Source organism: Candidatus Hydrogenedentota bacterium, from assembly GCA_019695095.1.
Taxonomy (GTDB): domain Bacteria; phylum Hydrogenedentota; class Hydrogenedentia; order Hydrogenedentales; family SLHB01; genus JAIBAQ01.
On sequence record JAIBAQ010000113.1, the window covers coordinates 1 to 19119 of the forward strand.

A 19119-nucleotide genomic window follows, 5' to 3' on the forward strand; every position below is an offset into this window, starting at 1 on the left:
GGCTGCGCTGCCGTAGCGCGGGCAGCACCAATATGGTGTCTAAAGACATTCCCGTGGGCCTTCCCGCGTATTGTGAATTTCATCATTCGTTGTCGATGGCGTGTCTCGTCGATTCGTGTTTGCTGGATGACGGATGGTATGCGGGAAACCGTAGAGACGAGAGTTCGGGCGCGGGCCACACATCCACCGAAAATGTGTTCTGGAATACGCGCGGCAACGGTAAGATTCGGTCGTATCAATATGGCGTGGGATATGTCATCGGGACTTCCGGCGTCTCCGTGTCTACAAGTCTGCTCAACGTGCCGGCTGAGGGAACCGCGCCCGAAGACTACGTCGAAGGTATAGGTTCCGGCCTGACCCTTGAACCCCGTTCGCTCTACGAAGACCAGCGTTCGCGCCGGCTAAATCCATAGTGATGAACTCCGTGACCGAATTTCTGGAAGAGTTGCGCCGAATCGCTCAACTTGGACTGAACTACACGCGGGACCCCTTCGACCGCGCGCGTTACGAGCGTCTACTCGAACTGGCTGCCATCGAGTACGAGTCGCTTTGCGGCCTTCCGAAAGAGACCGCTATCGAACGCTTCCGCCGGGACGTCGGTCACGTCACGCCGCATGTAGGCGTGGACGCGGCCATCTTCGACAGCGAAAGACGCATGCTGCTGATTCGCCGCAGCGACGATGGCTTATGGGCCATGCCCGGGGGATGGGCGGAGTTGGGCGAGACGCCGCAACGTTCCACGGAACGCGAGGTCTTCGAAGAAGTCGGTTTGATCGTCGAGGCGCGCGACATTATCAACGTTACCTCGCGTCTCCCGGGTGAGTACGGCCAACCCCACACATCATGCCATCTGCTGTTTCATTGCGTTGTTACCGGCGGTCAATTGACGACGACAGAGGAAGCAATTGAAGCCGGGTACCACGACCCCGAATCCATTTCGGAATGGCATCGAGATCACGGAGAGCGCGTCAAGGCCGCAGTTAGGTTCTCCCGAGAACGCCTTGGCAATTGATAGAGATTGACTAGCCCTCAAGCGCCGTGGTTTTTCGCACCCTGCGCCCGGGCGTTCCGTTCTCCATTGGCCACACAACGTGCGTAGTACAGCGCAATGGAAATCAATGGCCGGGGTATGAGTTAATACGGGTCTTTCGCGCGTTTTCGGGGTGCAGACAGAGCGAGTCTATATGCAGAATTGGTACGTCAACTGGTATTCGATTTTTGCCTATGCGCTGGGCATATCGTTTGCCATTTCTATCTTATTGACCCACGTGGTCCGGATTCTTGCCATTCGCTGGAAGATTCTCGACCATCCGGGCGAGCGCAAGATGCAAAAAGAGCCGGTTCCTCTGCTTGGGGGGGTGGCGATTTGGGTGACCTTCAATCTCGTCATTGGCGTCCACGTTCTGGCGCTCATCGCCATGAAAGGGTTCGGGATTGAGTGGATTCAGCTCAATGTGCTGTCCTTTCTAGGGTCAGGCACGGACGTCGCATACAAGCTCATAGGCCTGTTTGCAGGCGGTGTCATCATCTTCATTCTGGGGGTAGTGGATGACATCGTGGCGTTGCGTCCCGAGATGAAACTCATTGGGCAGATTGCGGCCGCGCTGGTCCTGGTTCTATCTGGGATTCAGGTGGACCTGCTCATCGACTATCCGATTCTCGCTGCCGCCGTCACCATGTTTTGGGTCGTCATGATGACTAATGCCATGAATTTTCTCGACAACATGGACGGTCTCAGCGCCGGTGTATCCATCGTCGCTTCCTTGTCCTTTTTCGCATGCGTGCTTCCCAGCGGGCAGACGTTCATTTGCGTGCTGCTCATGATTTTCACGGGATCGGTTGCGGGGTTCCTTTACCACAACTTCAATCCCGCCCGAATCTTCATGGGAGACGCAGGCGCGATGTTCTGCGGATACATTCTGGCGTCGGTGGCCGTCCTTGGGACCTTCTACGCTCAGGAAACGACCTCATCGCGCATAGCTATGGCGGCGCCGCTGCTTGCGCTCAGTGTCCCCATCTTTGATACCCTAAGCGTTGTCTATATCCGATGGCGGCGTGGCGAGTCGATTATGAAGGGCGATAAGCGGCATTTCTCGCACCGCCTCGTTGAACTTGGCATGAAGCCGCACCACGCCGTCGAGTTTATTTACCTTGTTGGTGCGGTGACCGGACTGGGTGCAGCGTTGTTGCCTCATGTCGACTACGCGGGCACGATCATCATCATTGCGCAGGCATTGGGTGTCTATTGCCTGATCGTGTTGCTGATGCAGGCCGGAAGGAAGCGGGAAAACAACAGATAAGCATGGCTAAAGGCAAGAAGAGTGAGCCTGCAGGGGTATCGCAAGGCGACGCCGTTTCATCCGGTCTGGACGATATCCTCGGGAAAGGCGCGGCGATGCGCGAAATGGTGTATGCGACCGTGCTGGGCATACTCATCTTCTTACGTCCGTGGTACGACGGGCTAACGTTTCCGGAAACCAATTTCACCTTTCTCTGGGGCTACGTCATTCTGGCCGCTTTGTTGGCGTCGCGCCTGATTTTTGCCCGAGAATCCATTCGCTTCGTGGTACCTACCGGCATCTTCGCCGCATTTGTGTTCATTGCGTGTGTATTGTCGCCGTTCTCGGTGCAGAAGGACGCAACTTTTCAAGGTTTGGTAATTCTCACCGGTCATCTTCTCCTATTCTTCGTGGCAGTCAACGGCATTCGGACCCGGCGCGCCGTGGCTATTGTGCTGGGTTTCTTTGTTGTGAGTTCGGTCGCGGAGACGCTCTGGGCCTATCTGCACGTTACTTACCTTATGCCCGCAACACGCCAGATGATCGCCGCCGATCCCTCCGCCTTAGCCCGCGAATTCGGCACGACCGAAATGACCGCCGACATCAAGAGCCGTCTGGAAAGCAATCGCGCGACGGGCTCGCTGTTGTTCGCCAATGCGCTTGCCTGCTGGGTGCTTACGGGCATTCCGGTAGCCGTCGGTGCGGCCGCCAGCGCGTTTGTTCGGTTGCGAACTGCCGTTTCCACAACTGCGGAGACTTCCTCTTCCAAGGATGCACGCGAATCCAAAGGCGGTGAATTGTCGTCGGCCGGCGTCGTGGGGATGGTGACGGTGGTTCTTACTTTTCTGGCCCTGTACTGCTACTTTACGTTCTACTGGGGCTTCGCCTATCCAGGCCAGGGATTGCTTAGTCATCCGATCCGCGCGGTTGTCTATTGTCTTGCTGCCCCAATTGCGTTGGGCTGGTGCGCTGTGGTCGTGTGCCGCCGGCACGGACTTTCAAGGTGGCTGCTCTATGTCGCGTGCGGCGGAATGGGCTTGTTTGCGCTGCTGCAAGTCTTCGGTTTGGTTATCACGTACTCCCGTGGAGGTATGCTGGCGTCGTTGGTGAGCTTGGCGCTCTTGGCATGGTTGGCAGCAGGGGCCAAGATTCCTGGAAAAGGCAAGGCTCGTGTCGCGGTACGCACGGCAATCGTGCTTGTGGGCCTTTGCGTCATCGCGGTCGGCGCTTTCTCGGCAGTAGTGCCTACGTCCGCAACAGCGCAGGACACTCCGGTAGTGCTCAAGCCTCAGGGAGGGCCTGTATCGCCCGCATCGCTCGAATTGAAGGGCGAGAATCCCTCGCGCGCGCAACTCCTGAATCCCGCGACGGCGCTCTTGCGATTCTCGTACTGGGGTTCTGGCATTCGCATGGCCGCCGACAACTTCCTGACGGGCGTTGGCTTGGGCAATTTCGGCACGGTTTACCCCCTCTACCAGTACTTGGGAGCGGGCGACGTCCAGCAGGCCCACAATGACTTTCTTCAGACCCTGTGCGAGACGGGCATATTGGGTTTCGCTCTCTTTACGGCGTTCTGGGTCTATTTCTTTGTATGGGGGGTGCGCCGCATCCGGGCAACCGCTGACAAAGCGGAGCGGTGGCTATTGGCAGGGCTCTTTTCGTCCGTCATCGCCTTCGTGCTCCATTCGGTGGTGGACTTCAATTTCTCCAACCCGAGTCTGACAGCCCTGGTGTACCTGATGGCGGGGTTGTTCTACGCCCGAGCCTCGAAACCTGTTGAGGCGGAGGTTTCCAAGCGCGTATCGCCGTTTGCCGGTATCGCCGTCTTGATGGCGGGCGGAATCGCCGCTGGACTTGGCTACCAGGCGACTATGCCGGAGCGGCTGGTGGGAGACGAGCGCGCCTGCAAAGCGCGGCTGGAGGCCGTCAAGTTCATCTGTGAGCGCGCGGAGGCCTTGGCGGGAAAACCCAAACAAAACGTCGCCATGCCTGACGGAATGGCCAAGATGTTGTTCCCCGATCAGTCGGACCGTGAACAAATCGGTAAGCTTTACGAGCGCACGAGTCCCACTAGCGAGCGGATGCGGCCGCTTGCGCCTGGCGAGACGCCTCCGCCCAATACGTATCTGGTATTCAACGATATTGAGGTCACGCATAAGAAGACCATGGAACGCGTTCCTCTCATCGTCGAACAGATTAAGGAAGCGGACGGCGCTTGGCCGTATAACCCGAAGATGGCCTCGCACATCTGGCTGTGGTACGACTTGCTATACGGCGAATCCAGCAGTCCAGAGGAAAAACTCAAGTATGCCGACGCTTGCCTTGATTGGGCTCATGAGTGCGTACGCCGGAGTCCCAAACAGGTCCCGTATAGCAATCTGCTGGGGCGCAGCCTATGGCGACGGGGCGCGGTAGAGACTTCGGTGAAGCAGATACGCTACTACGATCAGGGGCTTGAGGAGTTCAGGCACGCGTTGGAACTCTATCCGGAAGGGCCGCTGGTCTACTTCGAACTTGCCAGCCGCCTGCGAGAATACGGAACACAATTGGACAAAGCCGGCGATCATGAGCGGGGTCAGGCGATGTTGAAAGAGTCTGTCGTCGTACAGAAGAAAGCAGAAGACATGCAGGCCGAGGCGGCACGGCGAATCATGGAAAGGAACGCCGGATGACGCGACTCGAGGGACTGCGCCGGCGCATGACTGAGGCCCGGTGTGACGCATTTGTCAGCTTTGCTCCACCTAGCAATCAGTATCTGACGGGCTTTCGCGGCACCACGTCTGCCGTCATAATCACCGCAAGCGAGGCCCAGTTCTTGTGCGATTTCCGCTATATCGAGCAAGCGGAAGAGATGGTGGACAAAGCCTTTTCCATCGAGCAGATGGCGGGGTCGCTTATCATGCGGGCCGGGGAGCGGCTTGAGCAGTTGGGCGCGCGAGTTGCCGCGTTCGAACCCTCGTATATGACCGTTGCCGAGTTACGCACCCTTCGTAAACACTTCACTCACGAACTCAAGGAAGTCGACGACATCGTCCTGGCTGGCCGCCGCATCAAGGATTCCGCCGAAGTGGAGGCGATACGGGCGGCCCAGTCACTCGCGGAGTCCGTACTTGAAGAAGTTACGGCCCAACTTCGTGTCGGGCAGACCGAACAGGAGGTTGCGGCCCAGTTCGAGTACGGTTTCCGGAAACGGGGCGCCACGGGGCCTTCCTTCGAGTCCATCGTTTTATTTGGTTCCCGATGCTCGCTTCCTCACGGCCAGCCCGGTCCCACCAAGCTCCGGGAGCAGGATACTGTTCTTCTCGACTTCGGTTGCCGGCTCAATGGCTACTGCTCCGACTTGACTCGCACCTATGCGTTTGGTAGCCTCTCCGACTTGTGGTTCGAGGAGATTTACCGCCTAACCTTAACCGCGCAACGCAAGGCCCTGGAATCGATAAAACCGGGTATGCGAGGGCGGGAAGTGGATGCTATCGCTCGGGCAGTAATTGAAGATGGCGGCCACGGTAAGCACTTCGGCCACGGCTTGGGGCACGGGGTGGGGATTGAAATCCACGAAGGACCGAGACTCAACATCGAGTCCGAAACCGTGTTGCAGCCAGGAATGGTCGTAACGGTGGAACCGGGCATCTATCTCCCTGGCCAAGGTGGAGTCCGAATCGAGGACCTCGTAGTGGTCACCGAGTCGGGATACGAGAATTTGACGACCGCACCAAAGGAACTAAGGGTCTTAGGAACATGATTTCGACGGCAGACTTCCGAAACGGGTTGGTAGTACTTCAAGACGGCGAGTTGATGGAAATCGTTGAATTCCAACACGTCAAGCCGGGCAAAGGCGGAGCCTTTGTGCGCACAAAGTTCAAGAACGTGCTGACCGGCCGTGTGCTGGAGCGGACGTTCCGGTCTGGAGAAAAGATGGAGGACGTCCGGCTTGAGGAGCAGACCTGGCAATACCTCTACAGCGACGGCGACCTCTACCATTTCATGGACCCGAACACCTACGAGCAGACGGTCGTTGGTTCCGCCACCGTGGGCGACAACAAAGACTACTTGAAGGAAAACAACTCGGCGAATTTGGTATTCTATGACGGCAAAGTGATTAAACTGAACATGCCGATCACCGTAAACCTGCAAATCACGCGGTGCGATCCGGGAGTGCAGGGAGATAGAGCCACCGGCGGTACGAAGCCCGCCACCTTGGAGACCGGCGCTGTTGTCCAGGTTCCGCTGTTTGTGAATGAAGGTGAAATGATTAAAGTAGACACGCGCACCGGAGAGTACATCGAGCGTGTGAACGCCTGATACCCGCAGAACATGGGTATCGATTCAGGCGAAACGGAGGACGAGTCATTGGATCTCGATAAGCTCCGGGAACTTATAGACATTTTCCAGTCGTCCGATCTTTGGGAAATTGAACTCGAAGAAGAGGGACGGCGTGTTAGGTTGACCAAGGGCCAGCAGGTTGTGCAGCAGCAACCGCAGTCATTTGTGGCGACTTTGCCCCCCGTGGCAGCGCCGGTTATGGCTGCAGCCCCCTTGGCGCCAGTTCCCATTGCTCCCATTAACGTATCACATGCGGCTCCTGCGGCGCCGGAGGCCACTCCCGCCGAAGGAGAGGAAGACCTGGTAACCATTGATTCTCCGATGGTCGGCGTGTTCTACGCCGCTCCTTCGCCCGGCGATCCGCCGTTCGTCAGCGTGGGAGATACCATTGAATTAGACCAGACCGTCTGCATCGTGGAAGCCATGAAACTGATGAATGAGGTGACAGCGAAGTTCCGGGCTGTCATCGTTCGGGTTCTGGTCGAGAATGCGGAGCCGGTCGAATACGGGCAGCCCCTGTTTGCGGTGCGGCCTTTGGACACGGCATAGCGCCGCGCCAGACATCAACTATGTTTCGGCGGATACTTATAGCGAACCGCGGCGAAATTGCCGTGCGTATCATTCGTGCGTGCCGGGAAGCGGGCATCACTTCCATTGCGGTGTACTCCACGGCGGACCAGGATTGTCTCCATGCATCCCTGGCTGATGAGAGCATCTGCATTGGGCCGCCCGTGGCCACGGAAAGCTATCTCCACATGCCGGCGATTATCACGGCCGCGGAGATTTGCGACGCCCATGCCATTCATCCGGGATACGGATTCCTATCCGAAAACCCACGTTTTGCGGCCATGTGCCGTGAGTGCAACATCGGCTTTATCGGACCCTCGCCCGAGGCTATCGCCCTCAGCGGCAACAAATCGGCGTGCCGCGACAAAGTGAAAGCTGCCGGCGTGCCGGTTGTTCCTGGCAGCGAAGGCCTTGTGACCAACGGCGAGCAGGCCCTCGCCATCGCGCGGCAGATTGGTTTCCCCGTGCTGGTCAAGGCTTCCGCGGGCGGTGGCGGTAAGGGCATGCGCATCGCCCACAACGATGTCGCGTTGCAGAAAGCCGTCGGCATGGCTTCCGCGGAAGCGCAGACCGCGTTCGGTGACGCAGGGGTATACATCGAGAAGTTTGTCGAGAACGCCCGGCACATCGAGTTTCAAATCCTCGGCGATGAGCATGGCCGCATTATGACCCTTGGCGAACGCGAGTGTACCGTGCAGCGGCGTCACCAGAAGCTCATCGAGGAGACTCCCTCAACGAGGCTCAATTCGTCGATGCGTTCCAAGATGGCCAAGGCCGCTATTCGCGCGGCAAAAGCCATCGGCTACACGAACGCAGGCACGGCGGAGTTCATCGTTGCGCAGGATGGGTCATTCTACTTCATCGAATTCAATGCCCGCATTCAAGTAGAGCATCCCGTGACGGAAGAAGTCACCGGCATGGACCTTGTTCGCGAGCAGATCCGAATTGCCGCGGGTGAGCCCTTGAAGAGCACCTGGGTCAAGACCGAGGGCCACTCGATCGAGGCGCGCGTCTACGCGGAAGATCCGGATGCCAATTTCGCTCCCAGCCCGGGCACGGTCACAAGCTGCCACATTCCCGGCGGACCCGGTATCCGAGTGGACAGCCATCTCTTCGCGGGCTATACCGTTCCCAGGTACTACGACTCCCTGCTGGCCAAAGTCATTGCCCGCGGCGCCACGCGCGACGAAGCCATCAGCCGGTTGGCGGGGGCCTTGCAGGAGTTCACCGTGGTCGGTGTAAAGACATCGGCTGCGCTGTGCGCGCGTATCGTACAGAGCGACCGGTTCCGCAGAGGGGAACTCAGCACCGACATGGTGGATCAATTCATTGCAAAAGGGCGCTGATCCCGACCGGTCTTTGTTGTATCCTAATTGAGCGTCGATTCAGTCTTGGTATAACCGCTCCCGCTAGGAGCAAGGTGAGTCGCCATGAGACTTCTTCAACACGCCATTCTAGTTGTACTCGGAGTGGGTATCTTCATTGCCGGCGTCGCCCTCGCCACCGTTCCGGTCAGCACGCTTTACAATGTGCTGATTACTAAAGTTCCGGTGCCTCACGAAGATCTTTGGCGTATTGGCATCGGCCTCGCGATCGCGGCGGTTGCCCTCTTTGCGATTCTTCCTTTCGGTGGGTTTCGCCGCGGCCGGCGCATCACGTTCCAGAGCGCGCAGGGCAACGTCACCTTCCAACTCGATTCCGTTGAAGCGGCCCTGCGCAAGTCTTTGAAGAAGCTGCCCACTGTCAGAAGGGTGAGCGTCGAAGTGAGCGCCGACGAGAACAGCCGCAAGGTGAAGATCAGTTCGAATGTTCTGTTGTACAAGGCGGGCGGCGCCAGCGCGCGCGAAGCCGCGATCCAGCTTAGCAACGAAATCGCACGCCAGGCCCGTCAACTGCTCGGTGCAGACGAGGTCGCCACCGTGGACCTCAATATCGACGGTATTATAGTCGACGGAAAGGACGTGTCGACCTCGCCGGTCGAGACCTTTCGAGACCACGTAAAGGAGAACCTTCCAACAGGCAAGCCCGATACGGCAAAGCCTTTAGTTCCCGTGTCGGCTCCAGCCTCCGTGGCCGCCCCCGCTGCCGTCGCAGCGGTCGCAGCGCCTGCACCGCTTCCCGACGTTTCGGAGTGGGAAGCGCCCGCACCGGCCAATGACGATCTCCTCACGTACGAGGATTCGCTGAAGCTCCGTGAAGACACTGAGCACGAAGAGGATGACGACGATCTTGCCGTCACACCGGGCGCGGACGATGAGGAGTCTTCGGAAGCAGGATTTACCGCAGAATTGCCGCATGTCTCAGAGAGCACATCGTTTGACAGCTTGACGGATGACGACGAGCGCAAGCCCGACGAGGATAAGCCAGCTCTTTCGTAAGTTCGGCATGATGCCTGTGGGAACCGGTTGTCCCTGTCTGCAGTAGTCCAGTGCGAGGAAAGGAGAGCGCTCGCGCGTGCGCTTGACGTGACCTCCCAAACCGTTGTATAACTACTGCACCATGCGCAATAACGGCGCCCAAAACGGAGAACCGGTGATGTCGTTCCTATCGATCGCTTCCCTTCGATGGCGTCACCATATTCATTCCTAATCTCCGCGTTTCCTTTTTTCTTTTTTTCCCATGTTCGTTTACGTACTCGTTCAATTCGTGAGCGGTACTTTCAGAAAGGAGCACCATGCAATCCGAATCGTCTTCCGTTCGAGCGCTGTACGACATACTCAAGACCGATGATAAGGGGCTTGTCGCTGCCATTATCCAGCACCACGAGACCGGCCAAGTCTTGATGTTGGGTTACATGAACGAAGAGTCTCTCGGCATCACGCTTCGCGAACGGAAGGCGTGCTTCTGGTCCCGCTCCAGGCAGAAGCTTTGGCGAAAAGGCGAAACTTCCGGCAACGTGCTCAACGTCATCGAGATCCGCGTCGACTGCGACGGCGATGCGCTGCTTGTCAAGTGCGATCCCATTGGGCCCACCTGCCACACCAATGAAACGAGCTGTTTTTATCGGAAGGTGGACTTTGACGCCAGCATGACCTTAGCCGGCGACGGCGTCGCAAAAGAATAGAAGTAGGGTATGGGGTCTGGGATTTGGGGTCTAGTGAAAACCCCAGCAAAGTGCCGAGTTCTACTGACCAGTCCCCAAACCCCAGACCCTTGTACATAACTCAGAATCAATCAAAGAAGAGCATAGAAGTAAACCGCGGAACCATCCGCAGATGAGGAATAGATCATGATTCATCCAACATTGGAGGAGTTCAGAAAGCTCGCCAAACCTGGGGCAGTGGTCCCTGTGTATCGCGATGTCGTTGCGGACTTGGAAACGCCGGTCACGGCGTATCTGAAGATTGCCAAGGGCCAAGCTTACTCGTTCCTGTTAGAAAGCGTCGAGAAGGCCGATCAGATTGGCCGGTATTCGTTTCTTGGCGCGAATCCCTCGACGGTCTTTCGATCCAAGGGCCGCGACGTTGTGCTCACGCGCGACGGACGTCAATCGTCGTTCACGTCGGACGACCCCCTCGAAGAATTGCGCAAGATCATGAAGGATTACCAGCCTGTGCCGGTGGAAGGCGTCCCATCATTCCATGGCGGTGCGGTTGGTTATATGTCCTACGATCAGGTCCGGTTCTTCGAGAAGTTGCCCGACAAGAATCCTGACGCGCTCAATTTGCCCGACCTGTATTTCATGATCACGGACACCATCCTGATCTTCGATCACGTTAACAACCGCCTCAAGGTAGTCTCGAACGCGCACGTTAAGAGCGACACAGCGTCTGCGTACAACGAGGCCGTCCGCAAGATAGACGATCTTGTCGCCACGCTGAAGAAACCTCTCTTCGTCACGACCGAGCGCATGCACTCCGGCGAGGTCAACGCGGAGATCAAGTCGAGCTTTACCAAAGAAGCGTTCTGCGCCGCTGTCGACAAAGCGAAGGAGTATATCTGCGCGGGCGACATCTTCCAGGTGGTGTTGTCGCAACGCTTCGAGCGCGAAGTATACGCGAGTCCCACGAATCTTTACCGCGCGCTTCGCTGCATCAATCCGTCGCCCTACATGACCCTGGTGCAATACCCCGAGTTTTCGCTGGTTGGATCCAGCCCGGAAGTGATGACTCAGGTGCGCAACGGGCGATGCATGGTGCGGCCCATCGCAGGCACTCGTCCGCGCGGCGCGAGCGCGGCGGAAGACCTGGCCCTCGAAAAGGATCTCATGGCCGACGAGAAGGAGCGTGCCGAGCACATTATGCTGGTCGACTTGGGTCGTAACGACATCGGCCGAATCAGCGATCCCGGCACGGTTGCGCCATCGCGCTTAATGACCATTGAGCATTACTCTCACGTGATGCATATCGTCAGCGAAGTCGAAGGCCGCATCCGAAAGGATGCAGACGCTTTCGAGGCACTTCGCGCAACCTTCCCCATGGGAACGGTTAGCGGAGCGCCGAAAATTCGCGCCATGGAGATTATCGACGAATTGGAGCCGGTGCGGCGCGGACCCTACGCGGGCGGTTGCGGCTACATCAGCTTCTCGGGAGACATGGACACCTGCATCATCATCAGAACGATGGTGGTTAAGGACGGAGTCGCCTACTTGCAGGCCGGCGCCGGCATTGTCTACGACAGCGTGCCCGAACGCGAATACGATGAAACCGTCAACAAGGCAAAGGCTCTGTTCCGGGCCGTTGAGTTCGCGGAGAAAGGACTCGAATCATGATCGTACTCATTGACAACTACGATTCGTTCACGTACAACCTCGTGCAGTACTTTGGCGAATTGGAGCGGGACATTCGGGTCTTTCGCAACGATGCCATTGACGTGGAAGGCATCCGCGCGCTCAATCCCGACCGCATCGTGATTTCGCCGGGGCCCTGCACGCCGCACGAGGCGGGAATTTCCATCGACGTCATCAAGCAACTCGGGCCGGAGTTTCCCTTGTTGGGCGTGTGTCTGGGGCATCAGGCCATCGGAGCGGCATTCGGAGGCGACGTTGTACGCGCAGGGCGCATCATGCATGGCAAGGTCTGCGCCATGACCCACACGGGCAACCGATTCTTCAAAGACGTGCCCTCGCCGTTCACGGCAACGCGTTACCATTCGCTGATCATCAAACGCGACACGTGCCCGAAGGACCTCGAGATTACGGCGGAAACTGACCAGAAAGAGATCATGGCGGTCGCTCACACGAAGTATCCCATCTTCGGCGTGCAGTTCCATCCCGAGAGCATCCTGACGGAGAACGGAAAACAGATGATCAGGAACTTCATGGACGTGAAGAAGTGACCTGAGCGGAATATTCGAGGTAGACGTTTCCAGCTCGCGGCGCCGGTTACTCGTTGATCGGCGCCGCGTCGCGTTTCAATCCACGACCTTAGGAAGTCACGGGATACAGACCCCGCAGGTACCCCGCAGTCTCTTCAAGCGTAAGCTGACCCGGAGCGGTGCCTTCTCCGAAAGAGGCAAAAGTGAACAAGGAACCCAACGCGGGAAACAAAATGCGAGAGACTGTGCCCGTAGGTCCCATGCCGATGGACACAACGCCCAATGAAACATTGTGGAGCGTAAACTCTGCTAACGTGCGCAAATCGTTCCAGTCTTCGCATCGCGTCGCCACTTTCACAGCTGTGGCGCGGTTTTTCCAGCCCTCGTCCGCCATGGCTTGAATCACGTGCAGTGGCGGTGTCCCCTTGAAATCGTGAAACGAGGCGATGATCGTCTTGCCCGCATTTCTCGCGGTGGCAATAACGTCGTCGCGAATCTCTTGGGACGAAATCTCGATGTCGACTGCGTCAACATGCGGAATGACCGCCTCGAAGAGGGCCAGACGTTCGGCATCGCTCTTGTCCCATTTGCCGCCTTCTTGCGATGAACGAATAGTTGCCAGCGTGGGTACCCCCGCAAACTTCTCCACCTCGCCCAGAACGTGACTGGTATCGGTCGCCGAGTATAGATCGATTCTGAGCTCGGCCAGGTGCATTCCCAGTTCTCTTGCGCGGCGAATGTCTTCCTGCCTCGTTCCATCACGAAAGGGCACCGCAATGCGCGGTCCATTGCCGAGATTCAACGCGCCGATTGTTATCATTTGCTGGACTCCTATGCTGCACCGTAGTGATTTCGAGTATATCGACTGCGTTTGTGTATGCGCAAAACACGGTGCCGTGCAGTGAGGAGCCTTGATGACCGCCATGCGCGGTGGTTTTTGCATCGCCCCGATCTTGTTATAGTTGTCAATATGCGCCCTTTGGGCGCGGACTACTAGGGGGACGTCAGCATGGCAATTCTACTCAGCTTTCTTTGCGTTGCGGGAACCGCGGAATTCAACGCACGCCTGGATACATTCCCAATCGGATTCTGGAACTACGCGTCCATCGAGGTCTTTGACGAGGCGAAGATCCAAGAATGGCAGGACGCCGGGATTACGCTCACGATGGGGCCCGAGTATTCCGTGACGCCGGAAAATGTGGCTCGGATGCAGCAGATCCTCGATTGGTCGGATAAGCGAGGCATCAAAGTGATCGTGTGCGATCCGCGTGCTCAATCTCGTACGCCGTTGCCCGGGGACTTTGTGCAACAGGCGGCAGACGCAGCAAAGGACTTTGCCGGACATCACGCCACCTTCGGTTTTCATATCCTTGACGAACCATCGAAAGACGATTTTCAGTCGTGCTGCGATGCTGTCCGTGCCGTAAAACAAGCGGCGCCGGATCGGTCGCCGTTTGTGAATCTGTTACCGTGGCACATGGGCGCAACCGGTCGTGTCGGATATGACGATTGGGGAACCTACCTCGACGACTTCGTGCAGAAGTCCGGCATCGAATTCCTCTGCTACGACTGTTATTCGCAAATGAATCCGGGAAAGACGGGATGGGGAATGTACTTTCGCAATCTTCGCGAGTACGGTGCGGCAGCCAGGCGCGCGAACATACCGTTCTGGACCACCATCCTTTCAGTTGGACATTTCAATTACCGGTGTCCCAGCGAAGACGATATCCGGTGGCAATTCAACTCGTCCGTCGCCTACGGGGCTCAAGGGATTCTATATTTCTTCTTCTATATGCGGAATCCGCACGATAACTACCGGCTTTCGCCCGTGGACGAGTTCTGGGATCGCACTCCCGTATTCGAGTCCCTGAAGCGAACGAACAAAGGCTTCACGAAGCGCTACGGCCGTCTTTTTCTCGATCTACAACTCGTCAAAGCCATGCAATTCCCTGAGCCTATCGAAGGTTGTGAACCTTTCGCTGCCGACGATCTCTTCGTAAAGGCCGAGAGCACGTGTCCGTTGATTGTGTCCCGGTTTGTCGACTTGCAGGCCCGCCCTTGGGTTGCGGTGGTCAACAATACTGTCGACACGAACACGAACGCTACTCTCACATTTCGCGGCGCGAACACAACGGCCTACGAGATGAATTGGGAGAACAAGGAAACCGCTGCGGGCGTGCGCAAAGAAGAGGGAGGCGTCTCGGTGTCGCACTGGCTGGCGCCGGGTCAGATGCAAGTCTATCGCGTGGATGTGAAAGAGTGAGGGGCTGCGGTTGGCGTCTCCCTGACCTCTTTGAACCAGCGCAAAAGCGCCCGTATACTGGCGCGAAACCAACTCCGGAAGGGGATTCACTATGCGGGCATTGGTAACGGGCGGCGCCGGTTTTATCGGGTCGCACTTGTGCGACGCGTTGGTCAAGCGAGGACACAAGGTCTTTGTGCTTGACGACCTCAGCACGGGACGCTACGAGAACATTGAACATATCGATGGTCTCACGACTGTAATCGACTCGACGCTGAACCAGGATATCGTGCGCGAATTGGTGCGCGAAGTGGACGTCGTCTATCACTTGGCGGCGACATTGGGCGTTGAGTTGGTGGTGGACGAGCCCATTCTCACGATTACCAACAATATCCGTGGCACGGAGACGATCCTCGAAGAGACGTGCCGCTACCGCAGGCGCCTGCTCATCACGTCCACGAGTGAGGTCTACGGCAAGAGCGAAAAGGAAGTCTTCAAGGAAGACGATGACCGCATCATGGGCTCCACGCATTTGAGCCGATGGAGCTATGCGGAATCGAAAGCCATCGATGAATTCCTGGCGCTGGCCTATTGGCGCACGAAACGGCTGCCCTGTGTCGTTGTGCGCTTATTCAACATTGTCGGGCCGAGACAGACCGGGCGCTATGGCATGGTGGTCCCGCGGTTTGTCCGCGCGGCACTGCTCGGCGAACCGCTTCCTGTGTATGGAGATGGGCGCCAGACGCGCTGCTTTGCGTATGTGGGCGACGCCGTGCCCGCGCTGATGGGGTTGATGGAGCGCGCGGATATATCCGGCGAGATCTTCAACTTGGGAAACACCGAGCGCATCGCCATAGTCGATCTTGCGAAACGCGTCATTGAGCGCACCCGCAGTACGTCGGATATTCATTTCATCGACTACGGCCAAGCCTACGGTCCTGGATACGAGGACATGCGGCATCGCGCGCCGTCTCTGGAAAAGATTCAAGCGGCGATTGGATACCAGCCCAATACGCCGCTTGATGTGATTCTCGATTCCGTCATCGAGGACATGCGCAAGCGCATGTAGCCCGGGGCGAGTCCCTTGCGGCCAATCCTAGCGCAAGGGAACAGGATTGAGTGTTTTTACCTGAGCGTCGGGAGGAAGCTCGACGTCTCCTTCGTTTGGATTCTGTATTGCCGGTGGCCCTCCGGTCGTGCGAACACGGACCTTCCCGTCCACGTCTGAACGTTCAGTCACTTCCACCGGAGGCAGTGTCTTGTTCTCCAACTTGACCCACACGTCCAGCGGATCCTTCATTCGCATATCAACCGGCACAATGTCCTGAGCATAAATGGGACTCGTCATGGCCATTACGGTTGTTGGTCCAAAACCCGGGCCGGTCGCGGGCGTCAACACACGCACGCGATAGACCGCATAGGAGGGAGGCGTGTCGGTCAGGTAGAACACGGCAACCTTGCTCGATTCGACAATCTTCGTGAGAATCGGCCAGCCGTTTCTCAGCAGCTCGACCTTCAACCCCTTCGCCCTTGCAACCTGAATCTGGAATTGGATCGGCATGCCCAGCGGCAAGATGCCGCCGACGCCGATATCGGAGAACTTGCCTTTCGTGGCGCTCTTGGTGACCGCCGTCGCGGAGAACAAGATGGTCGGACCATCTATGTCAGAGGAAACATACGTGCGCCCGAGCCGAAGACCTTCGAGAATGCCCCGCACAGACTTTTCCTTTGCGTACACGTAGGTGAGCGGCTTGCCCATTGGCACTTCGGGACTGCTGGACTGGCTGCCGCCGATGGCGCACGCCTTCAACCCTCGAACAAGCTCGTAATCCCAGAACATGGCCGCTTGGCCGTTTGCGGATAGGTCGGGCGTCTTCGCCGCGCGCGAAATCGAATACACCAGTTTGTCGTCCACGCGGCGTTTGTACTCTTCCATCAACTGATCGAGAGCGAGTGGAGGCACTCCTCTCCAGTCGCGCGACCACACTTCTATCGCATTGACATAGCTGAGTCCTCGCTGCCATGGGGAATTCGGAAAGCACGGATGCGCTATGGCGAAGATGCCCCCTTGCGCTTGGACTCGCTGACACACTCCTTGATCGTCTTTGATGTCGTTGGTGAGCTCGGGAAACGTGCGCGGGCCGTAGATGAGCGCCACGCCGCGCTCATCCGTTCCCCATTCGAGCGCGGGTATCAATACCACTTTGTCCGATTGAAAATCGCTGTCGAACACCGAAGCCATCGTGTTGCGATCGGTAATCGCGATGAAGTCCAAACCGGACTTGTCTGCACGCTTCACCAATTGGCCAACCGTCTCTTTTCCGGAGCCGTGAATCGAACGAACGTGCAAATCTCCTTTGTACCATCCTGCGTCTTTAGACAAAACAGGTGATTCGAATGGAACTGGATTCGCTCCCGGAAAATCGGCCGGATTCGCGGGATCCGTTTTTTGTTCAACCTCAACGCGGTCCATTACAAGATCGTAATCTTGATCAAACGCTCGCAACGTGAGCTTTCCTTGCGTTCCTTCAACGACTTCAACACTGAGATTGGCCGTGCCGTTCGCTTCCACGGAAACGCTTTGAATATTGACTAAAACCGGGATATCCCAATCGTATGCGTAAACGTACGCCACATATTTCCCCGTGGGACACTCCTGCATTCCCTTGCCATTCTTGAGGTTAAACACAAGCGGGTTACCGCCGCCTTCAGGATGCAACTCGACTCGCGATGGCAGATTGTTTTGCAGAATGTCGGTAACCTCCATAAACACGGAGCCACTCCGCTCCGCCCCGTGCGACAGCAAGGTTCCCATGCAGAGGAGCAGATACAGCGTTGCATTTCTGCCCACACGATGCCGTGCTATGACTTGACCATTGGTCATCACAATCTCCTTAGATCGAGTTTGATGTTGCATTGGAGAATTATACTAGATATAATATGGTGTGTGTGAACTACTGATAGACGCATCTGAATCTCATTGAGTGGCGTCGGGCCGGTTCCGCCGCACCCATCGATGCACGATGCGTCAAGCCGGAGGAGAATGTCAAGATGCTCTCAAGTATCGACATCAACAGCAGTGTAGCCGTCTATGTTCAGATCGAAAACCATGTTCAGTTTGCCATCGCGTCGGGCAGGCTGAAACCCGGGGATCAACTTCCCTCCGTACGCGAACTCTCCGAGCGTCTTGGTGTTAACCCCAACACGGTCGCCAAGGCATACAGAGACCTTGAAGTTATGGGGCTGCTCTATACCCGCCGTGGCATGGGCGTCTTCGTCAACAAGGGAATCGAGGCGAAATGCCGCGAAGATTGCCGCAAGCGCATCATCACGCGCATGCATGAAGTCGTAGCAGAAGCCAAGGCCGCCGGCATGAGCGTCCGAGAAGTTTCTGAAGTCGCCGAAAAGAGCTTTGCGAGCGAAGCGGGTCCATACAGCTCCACTCCCAACTCCCTGACCGCTCTTGCGAAGCCCATTAAGAAGAAAGTGAAATAATCATTCCTTCCGGCATTCGTGTAAATCGATAACGGGGTGACCTCTTCGGGGATAGAGGCCACCCCGCTTCTTTTTTGATAAGTCCTGTCTTCTTAGGTGGTTGCGCCGATAACGCCCATCTTGTTCTGAGGTCTTTGGCTGACACAACGCCAAGGCAATGCTAAAAGCCACGCTCGACATCTTGCCGTTTTTGTCAGAATATTGTTGACATTGCCCGCAGTCTGCTTTACACTATCGATAGAGCTCTTGGGACTCTCTGCTCGTGGGACTAGCTTCCGTCGGGGCGCGACGGACTGGTCCGGTGCACACGTGGCAGTCGAATTTAACGAATTCATACCAAAATGTGGACGGGCTACGGCAAATGGATTCCACTGAACACACCTCTAATTCCGATTCTCTGGCGGTGCAAACACCAAAGAACTCCCCGCAGAGCCATGTCAGCGTGAATGATGAAGGGCTTCCAAAGCTGGAAACCTTGGAGAACACTACGCGGCTGTCGCATGGCGCGAAAGTAAAACGCGGCCAGCTCGGCGCGGTACAACAGGGGCGCTACGGAACGGGCCCGGCTCCTTACGGGTATCGCCGTGGCAACGACGACGAACGCCCACTTATCGTGGACGATCGTGAAGCGGAAGTCGTCCGCACGATCTTCCGTGAATATCTGGCTACGCGTAGTACGGGCAAAGTCGTCAACTATCTCCATTCCAAAGGGATCTTCACGCGAAAAGGCAACAAGTGGTCCCGCCAGGCCATCGCCATTATCCTCTCGAACCGCACCTATCGCGGACGCGTCAGCTATGGCGATATCGAGACACAAGGCTTGCATGACCCCATTATCGAACCTGCGCTCTTCTACAAGGCGAACGCCCTGCGCGAGCGGCGCCGGCGCCAACGCGGTCCGGGCGAAGGCGGCGATCAGGATAGCGAAGACTAGCCAGTTCGGGTCTGCACACAGGG

The 19119-nt window shown here is 57.1% G+C and carries 18 protein-coding genes; 16 read left to right on the forward strand and 2 right to left on the reverse strand.

Features of this window, described 5'->3' with window-relative positions:
• The 12 genes from K1Y02_17160 to K1Y02_17215 form a co-directional block, all read left to right on the forward strand.
• Nucleotides 1–413 (forward strand): hypothetical protein (locus K1Y02_17160; protein ID MBX7258093.1); only part of this gene is annotated, 413 nt, incomplete at its 5' end.
• Nucleotides 414–424: 11 nt separating this feature from the next.
• Entirely contained in the window at nt 425–1012 is a 588-nt protein-coding gene (locus K1Y02_17165; GenBank protein ID MBX7258094.1) for an NUDIX hydrolase N-terminal domain-containing protein, read from the forward strand.
• Between the two features lie 172 nt (nt 1013–1184).
• Nucleotides 1185–2300, forward strand: a complete 1116-nt coding sequence (locus K1Y02_17170; GenBank protein MBX7258095.1) for an undecaprenyl/decaprenyl-phosphate alpha-N-acetylglucosaminyl 1-phosphate transferase — start codon at nt 1185–1187, stop codon at nt 2298–2300.
• A 2-nt stretch (nt 2301–2302) separates the two neighbouring features.
• Nucleotides 2303–4951, forward strand: coding sequence for an O-antigen ligase family protein (locus K1Y02_17175; protein MBX7258096.1), 2649 nt, complete (start codon nt 2303–2305; stop codon nt 4949–4951).
• Entirely contained in the window at nt 4948–6021 is a 1074-nt protein-coding gene (locus K1Y02_17180; GenBank protein ID MBX7258097.1) for a Xaa-Pro peptidase family protein, read from the forward strand. Before K1Y02_17175 ends, K1Y02_17180 begins: the two co-directional genes overlap by 4 nt.
• Nucleotides 6018–6581 carry an elongation factor P gene (gene efp, locus K1Y02_17185; protein ID MBX7258098.1) on the forward strand — a complete coding sequence of 188 codons (564 nt, stop codon included), beginning with the start codon at nt 6018–6020 and terminating at the stop codon, nt 6579–6581. The genes K1Y02_17180 and efp overlap by 4 nt, the downstream gene beginning before the upstream one ends.
• A 48-nt stretch (nt 6582–6629) precedes the next feature.
• Nucleotides 6630–7151: an acetyl-CoA carboxylase biotin carboxyl carrier protein gene (accB, locus tag K1Y02_17190; protein MBX7258099.1), complete on the forward strand. Its 522-nt coding sequence runs from the start codon at nt 6630–6632 to the stop codon at nt 7149–7151.
• Nucleotides 7152–7171: 20 nt separating this feature from the next.
• Nucleotides 7172–8515, forward strand: a complete 1344-nt coding sequence (gene accC / locus K1Y02_17195; GenBank protein ID MBX7258100.1) for an acetyl-CoA carboxylase biotin carboxylase subunit — start codon at nt 7172–7174, stop codon at nt 8513–8515.
• Between the two features lie 84 nt (nt 8516–8599).
• Complete coding sequence (locus K1Y02_17200) at nt 8600–9547, forward strand: hypothetical protein (protein MBX7258101.1); 948 nt, start codon at nt 8600–8602, stop codon at nt 9545–9547.
• 296 nt (nt 9548–9843) lie between these two features.
• Complete coding sequence (gene hisI, locus K1Y02_17205; GenBank protein ID MBX7258102.1) at nt 9844–10233, forward strand: phosphoribosyl-AMP cyclohydrolase; 390 nt, start codon at nt 9844–9846, stop codon at nt 10231–10233.
• Nucleotides 10234–10398: 165 nt separating this feature from the next.
• A complete protein-coding gene (trpE, locus tag K1Y02_17210) occupies nt 10399–11880 on the forward strand; it encodes an anthranilate synthase component I (protein MBX7258103.1) in 1482 nt (493 codons plus the stop codon).
• Entirely contained in the window at nt 11877–12446 is a 570-nt protein-coding gene (locus tag K1Y02_17215; protein MBX7258104.1) for an aminodeoxychorismate/anthranilate synthase component II, read from the forward strand. The genes trpE and K1Y02_17215 overlap by 4 nt, the downstream gene beginning before the upstream one ends.
• Nucleotides 12447–12534: 88 nt before the next feature.
• Here the strand turns inward: K1Y02_17215 and K1Y02_17220 are convergent, their stop codons facing one another.
• Nucleotides 12535–13245 carry a type I 3-dehydroquinate dehydratase gene (locus tag K1Y02_17220; GenBank protein MBX7258105.1) on the reverse strand — a complete coding sequence of 237 codons (711 nt, stop codon included), beginning with the start codon at nt 13243–13245 and terminating at the stop codon, nt 12535–12537.
• A 189-nt stretch (nt 13246–13434) separates the two neighbouring features.
• Here K1Y02_17220 and K1Y02_17225 point away from each other — a divergent pair, with 189 nt between their 5' ends.
• Together K1Y02_17225 and K1Y02_17230 are read left to right on the forward strand one after the other, a co-directional pair.
• A complete protein-coding gene (locus tag K1Y02_17225; GenBank protein ID MBX7258106.1) occupies nt 13435–14688 on the forward strand; it encodes a hypothetical protein in 1254 nt (417 codons plus the stop codon).
• Between the two features lie 91 nt (nt 14689–14779).
• Nucleotides 14780–15736: a GDP-mannose 4,6-dehydratase gene (locus K1Y02_17230; GenBank protein MBX7258107.1), complete on the forward strand. Its 957-nt coding sequence runs from the start codon at nt 14780–14782 to the stop codon at nt 15734–15736.
• Nucleotides 15737–15763: 27 nt separating this feature from the next.
• Here K1Y02_17230 and K1Y02_17235 read toward each other — a convergent pair whose 3' ends face one another.
• Nucleotides 15764–17551, reverse strand: a complete 1788-nt coding sequence (locus K1Y02_17235; GenBank protein MBX7258108.1) for a CehA/McbA family metallohydrolase — start codon at nt 17549–17551, stop codon at nt 15764–15766.
• Between the two features lie 167 nt (nt 17552–17718).
• Here K1Y02_17235 and K1Y02_17240 point away from each other — a divergent pair, with 167 nt between their 5' ends.
• Together K1Y02_17240 and K1Y02_17245 are read left to right on the forward strand one after the other, a co-directional pair.
• Nucleotides 17719–18162 (forward strand): GntR family transcriptional regulator, encoded by a 444-nt coding sequence (locus K1Y02_17240; protein MBX7258109.1) that lies wholly within the window; start codon nt 17719–17721, stop codon nt 18160–18162.
• A 442-nt stretch (nt 18163–18604) separates the two neighbouring features.
• Entirely contained in the window at nt 18605–19096 is a 492-nt protein-coding gene (locus K1Y02_17245; protein ID MBX7258110.1) for a recombinase family protein, read from the forward strand.
• Nucleotides 19097–19119 lie beyond the last annotated feature (23 nt).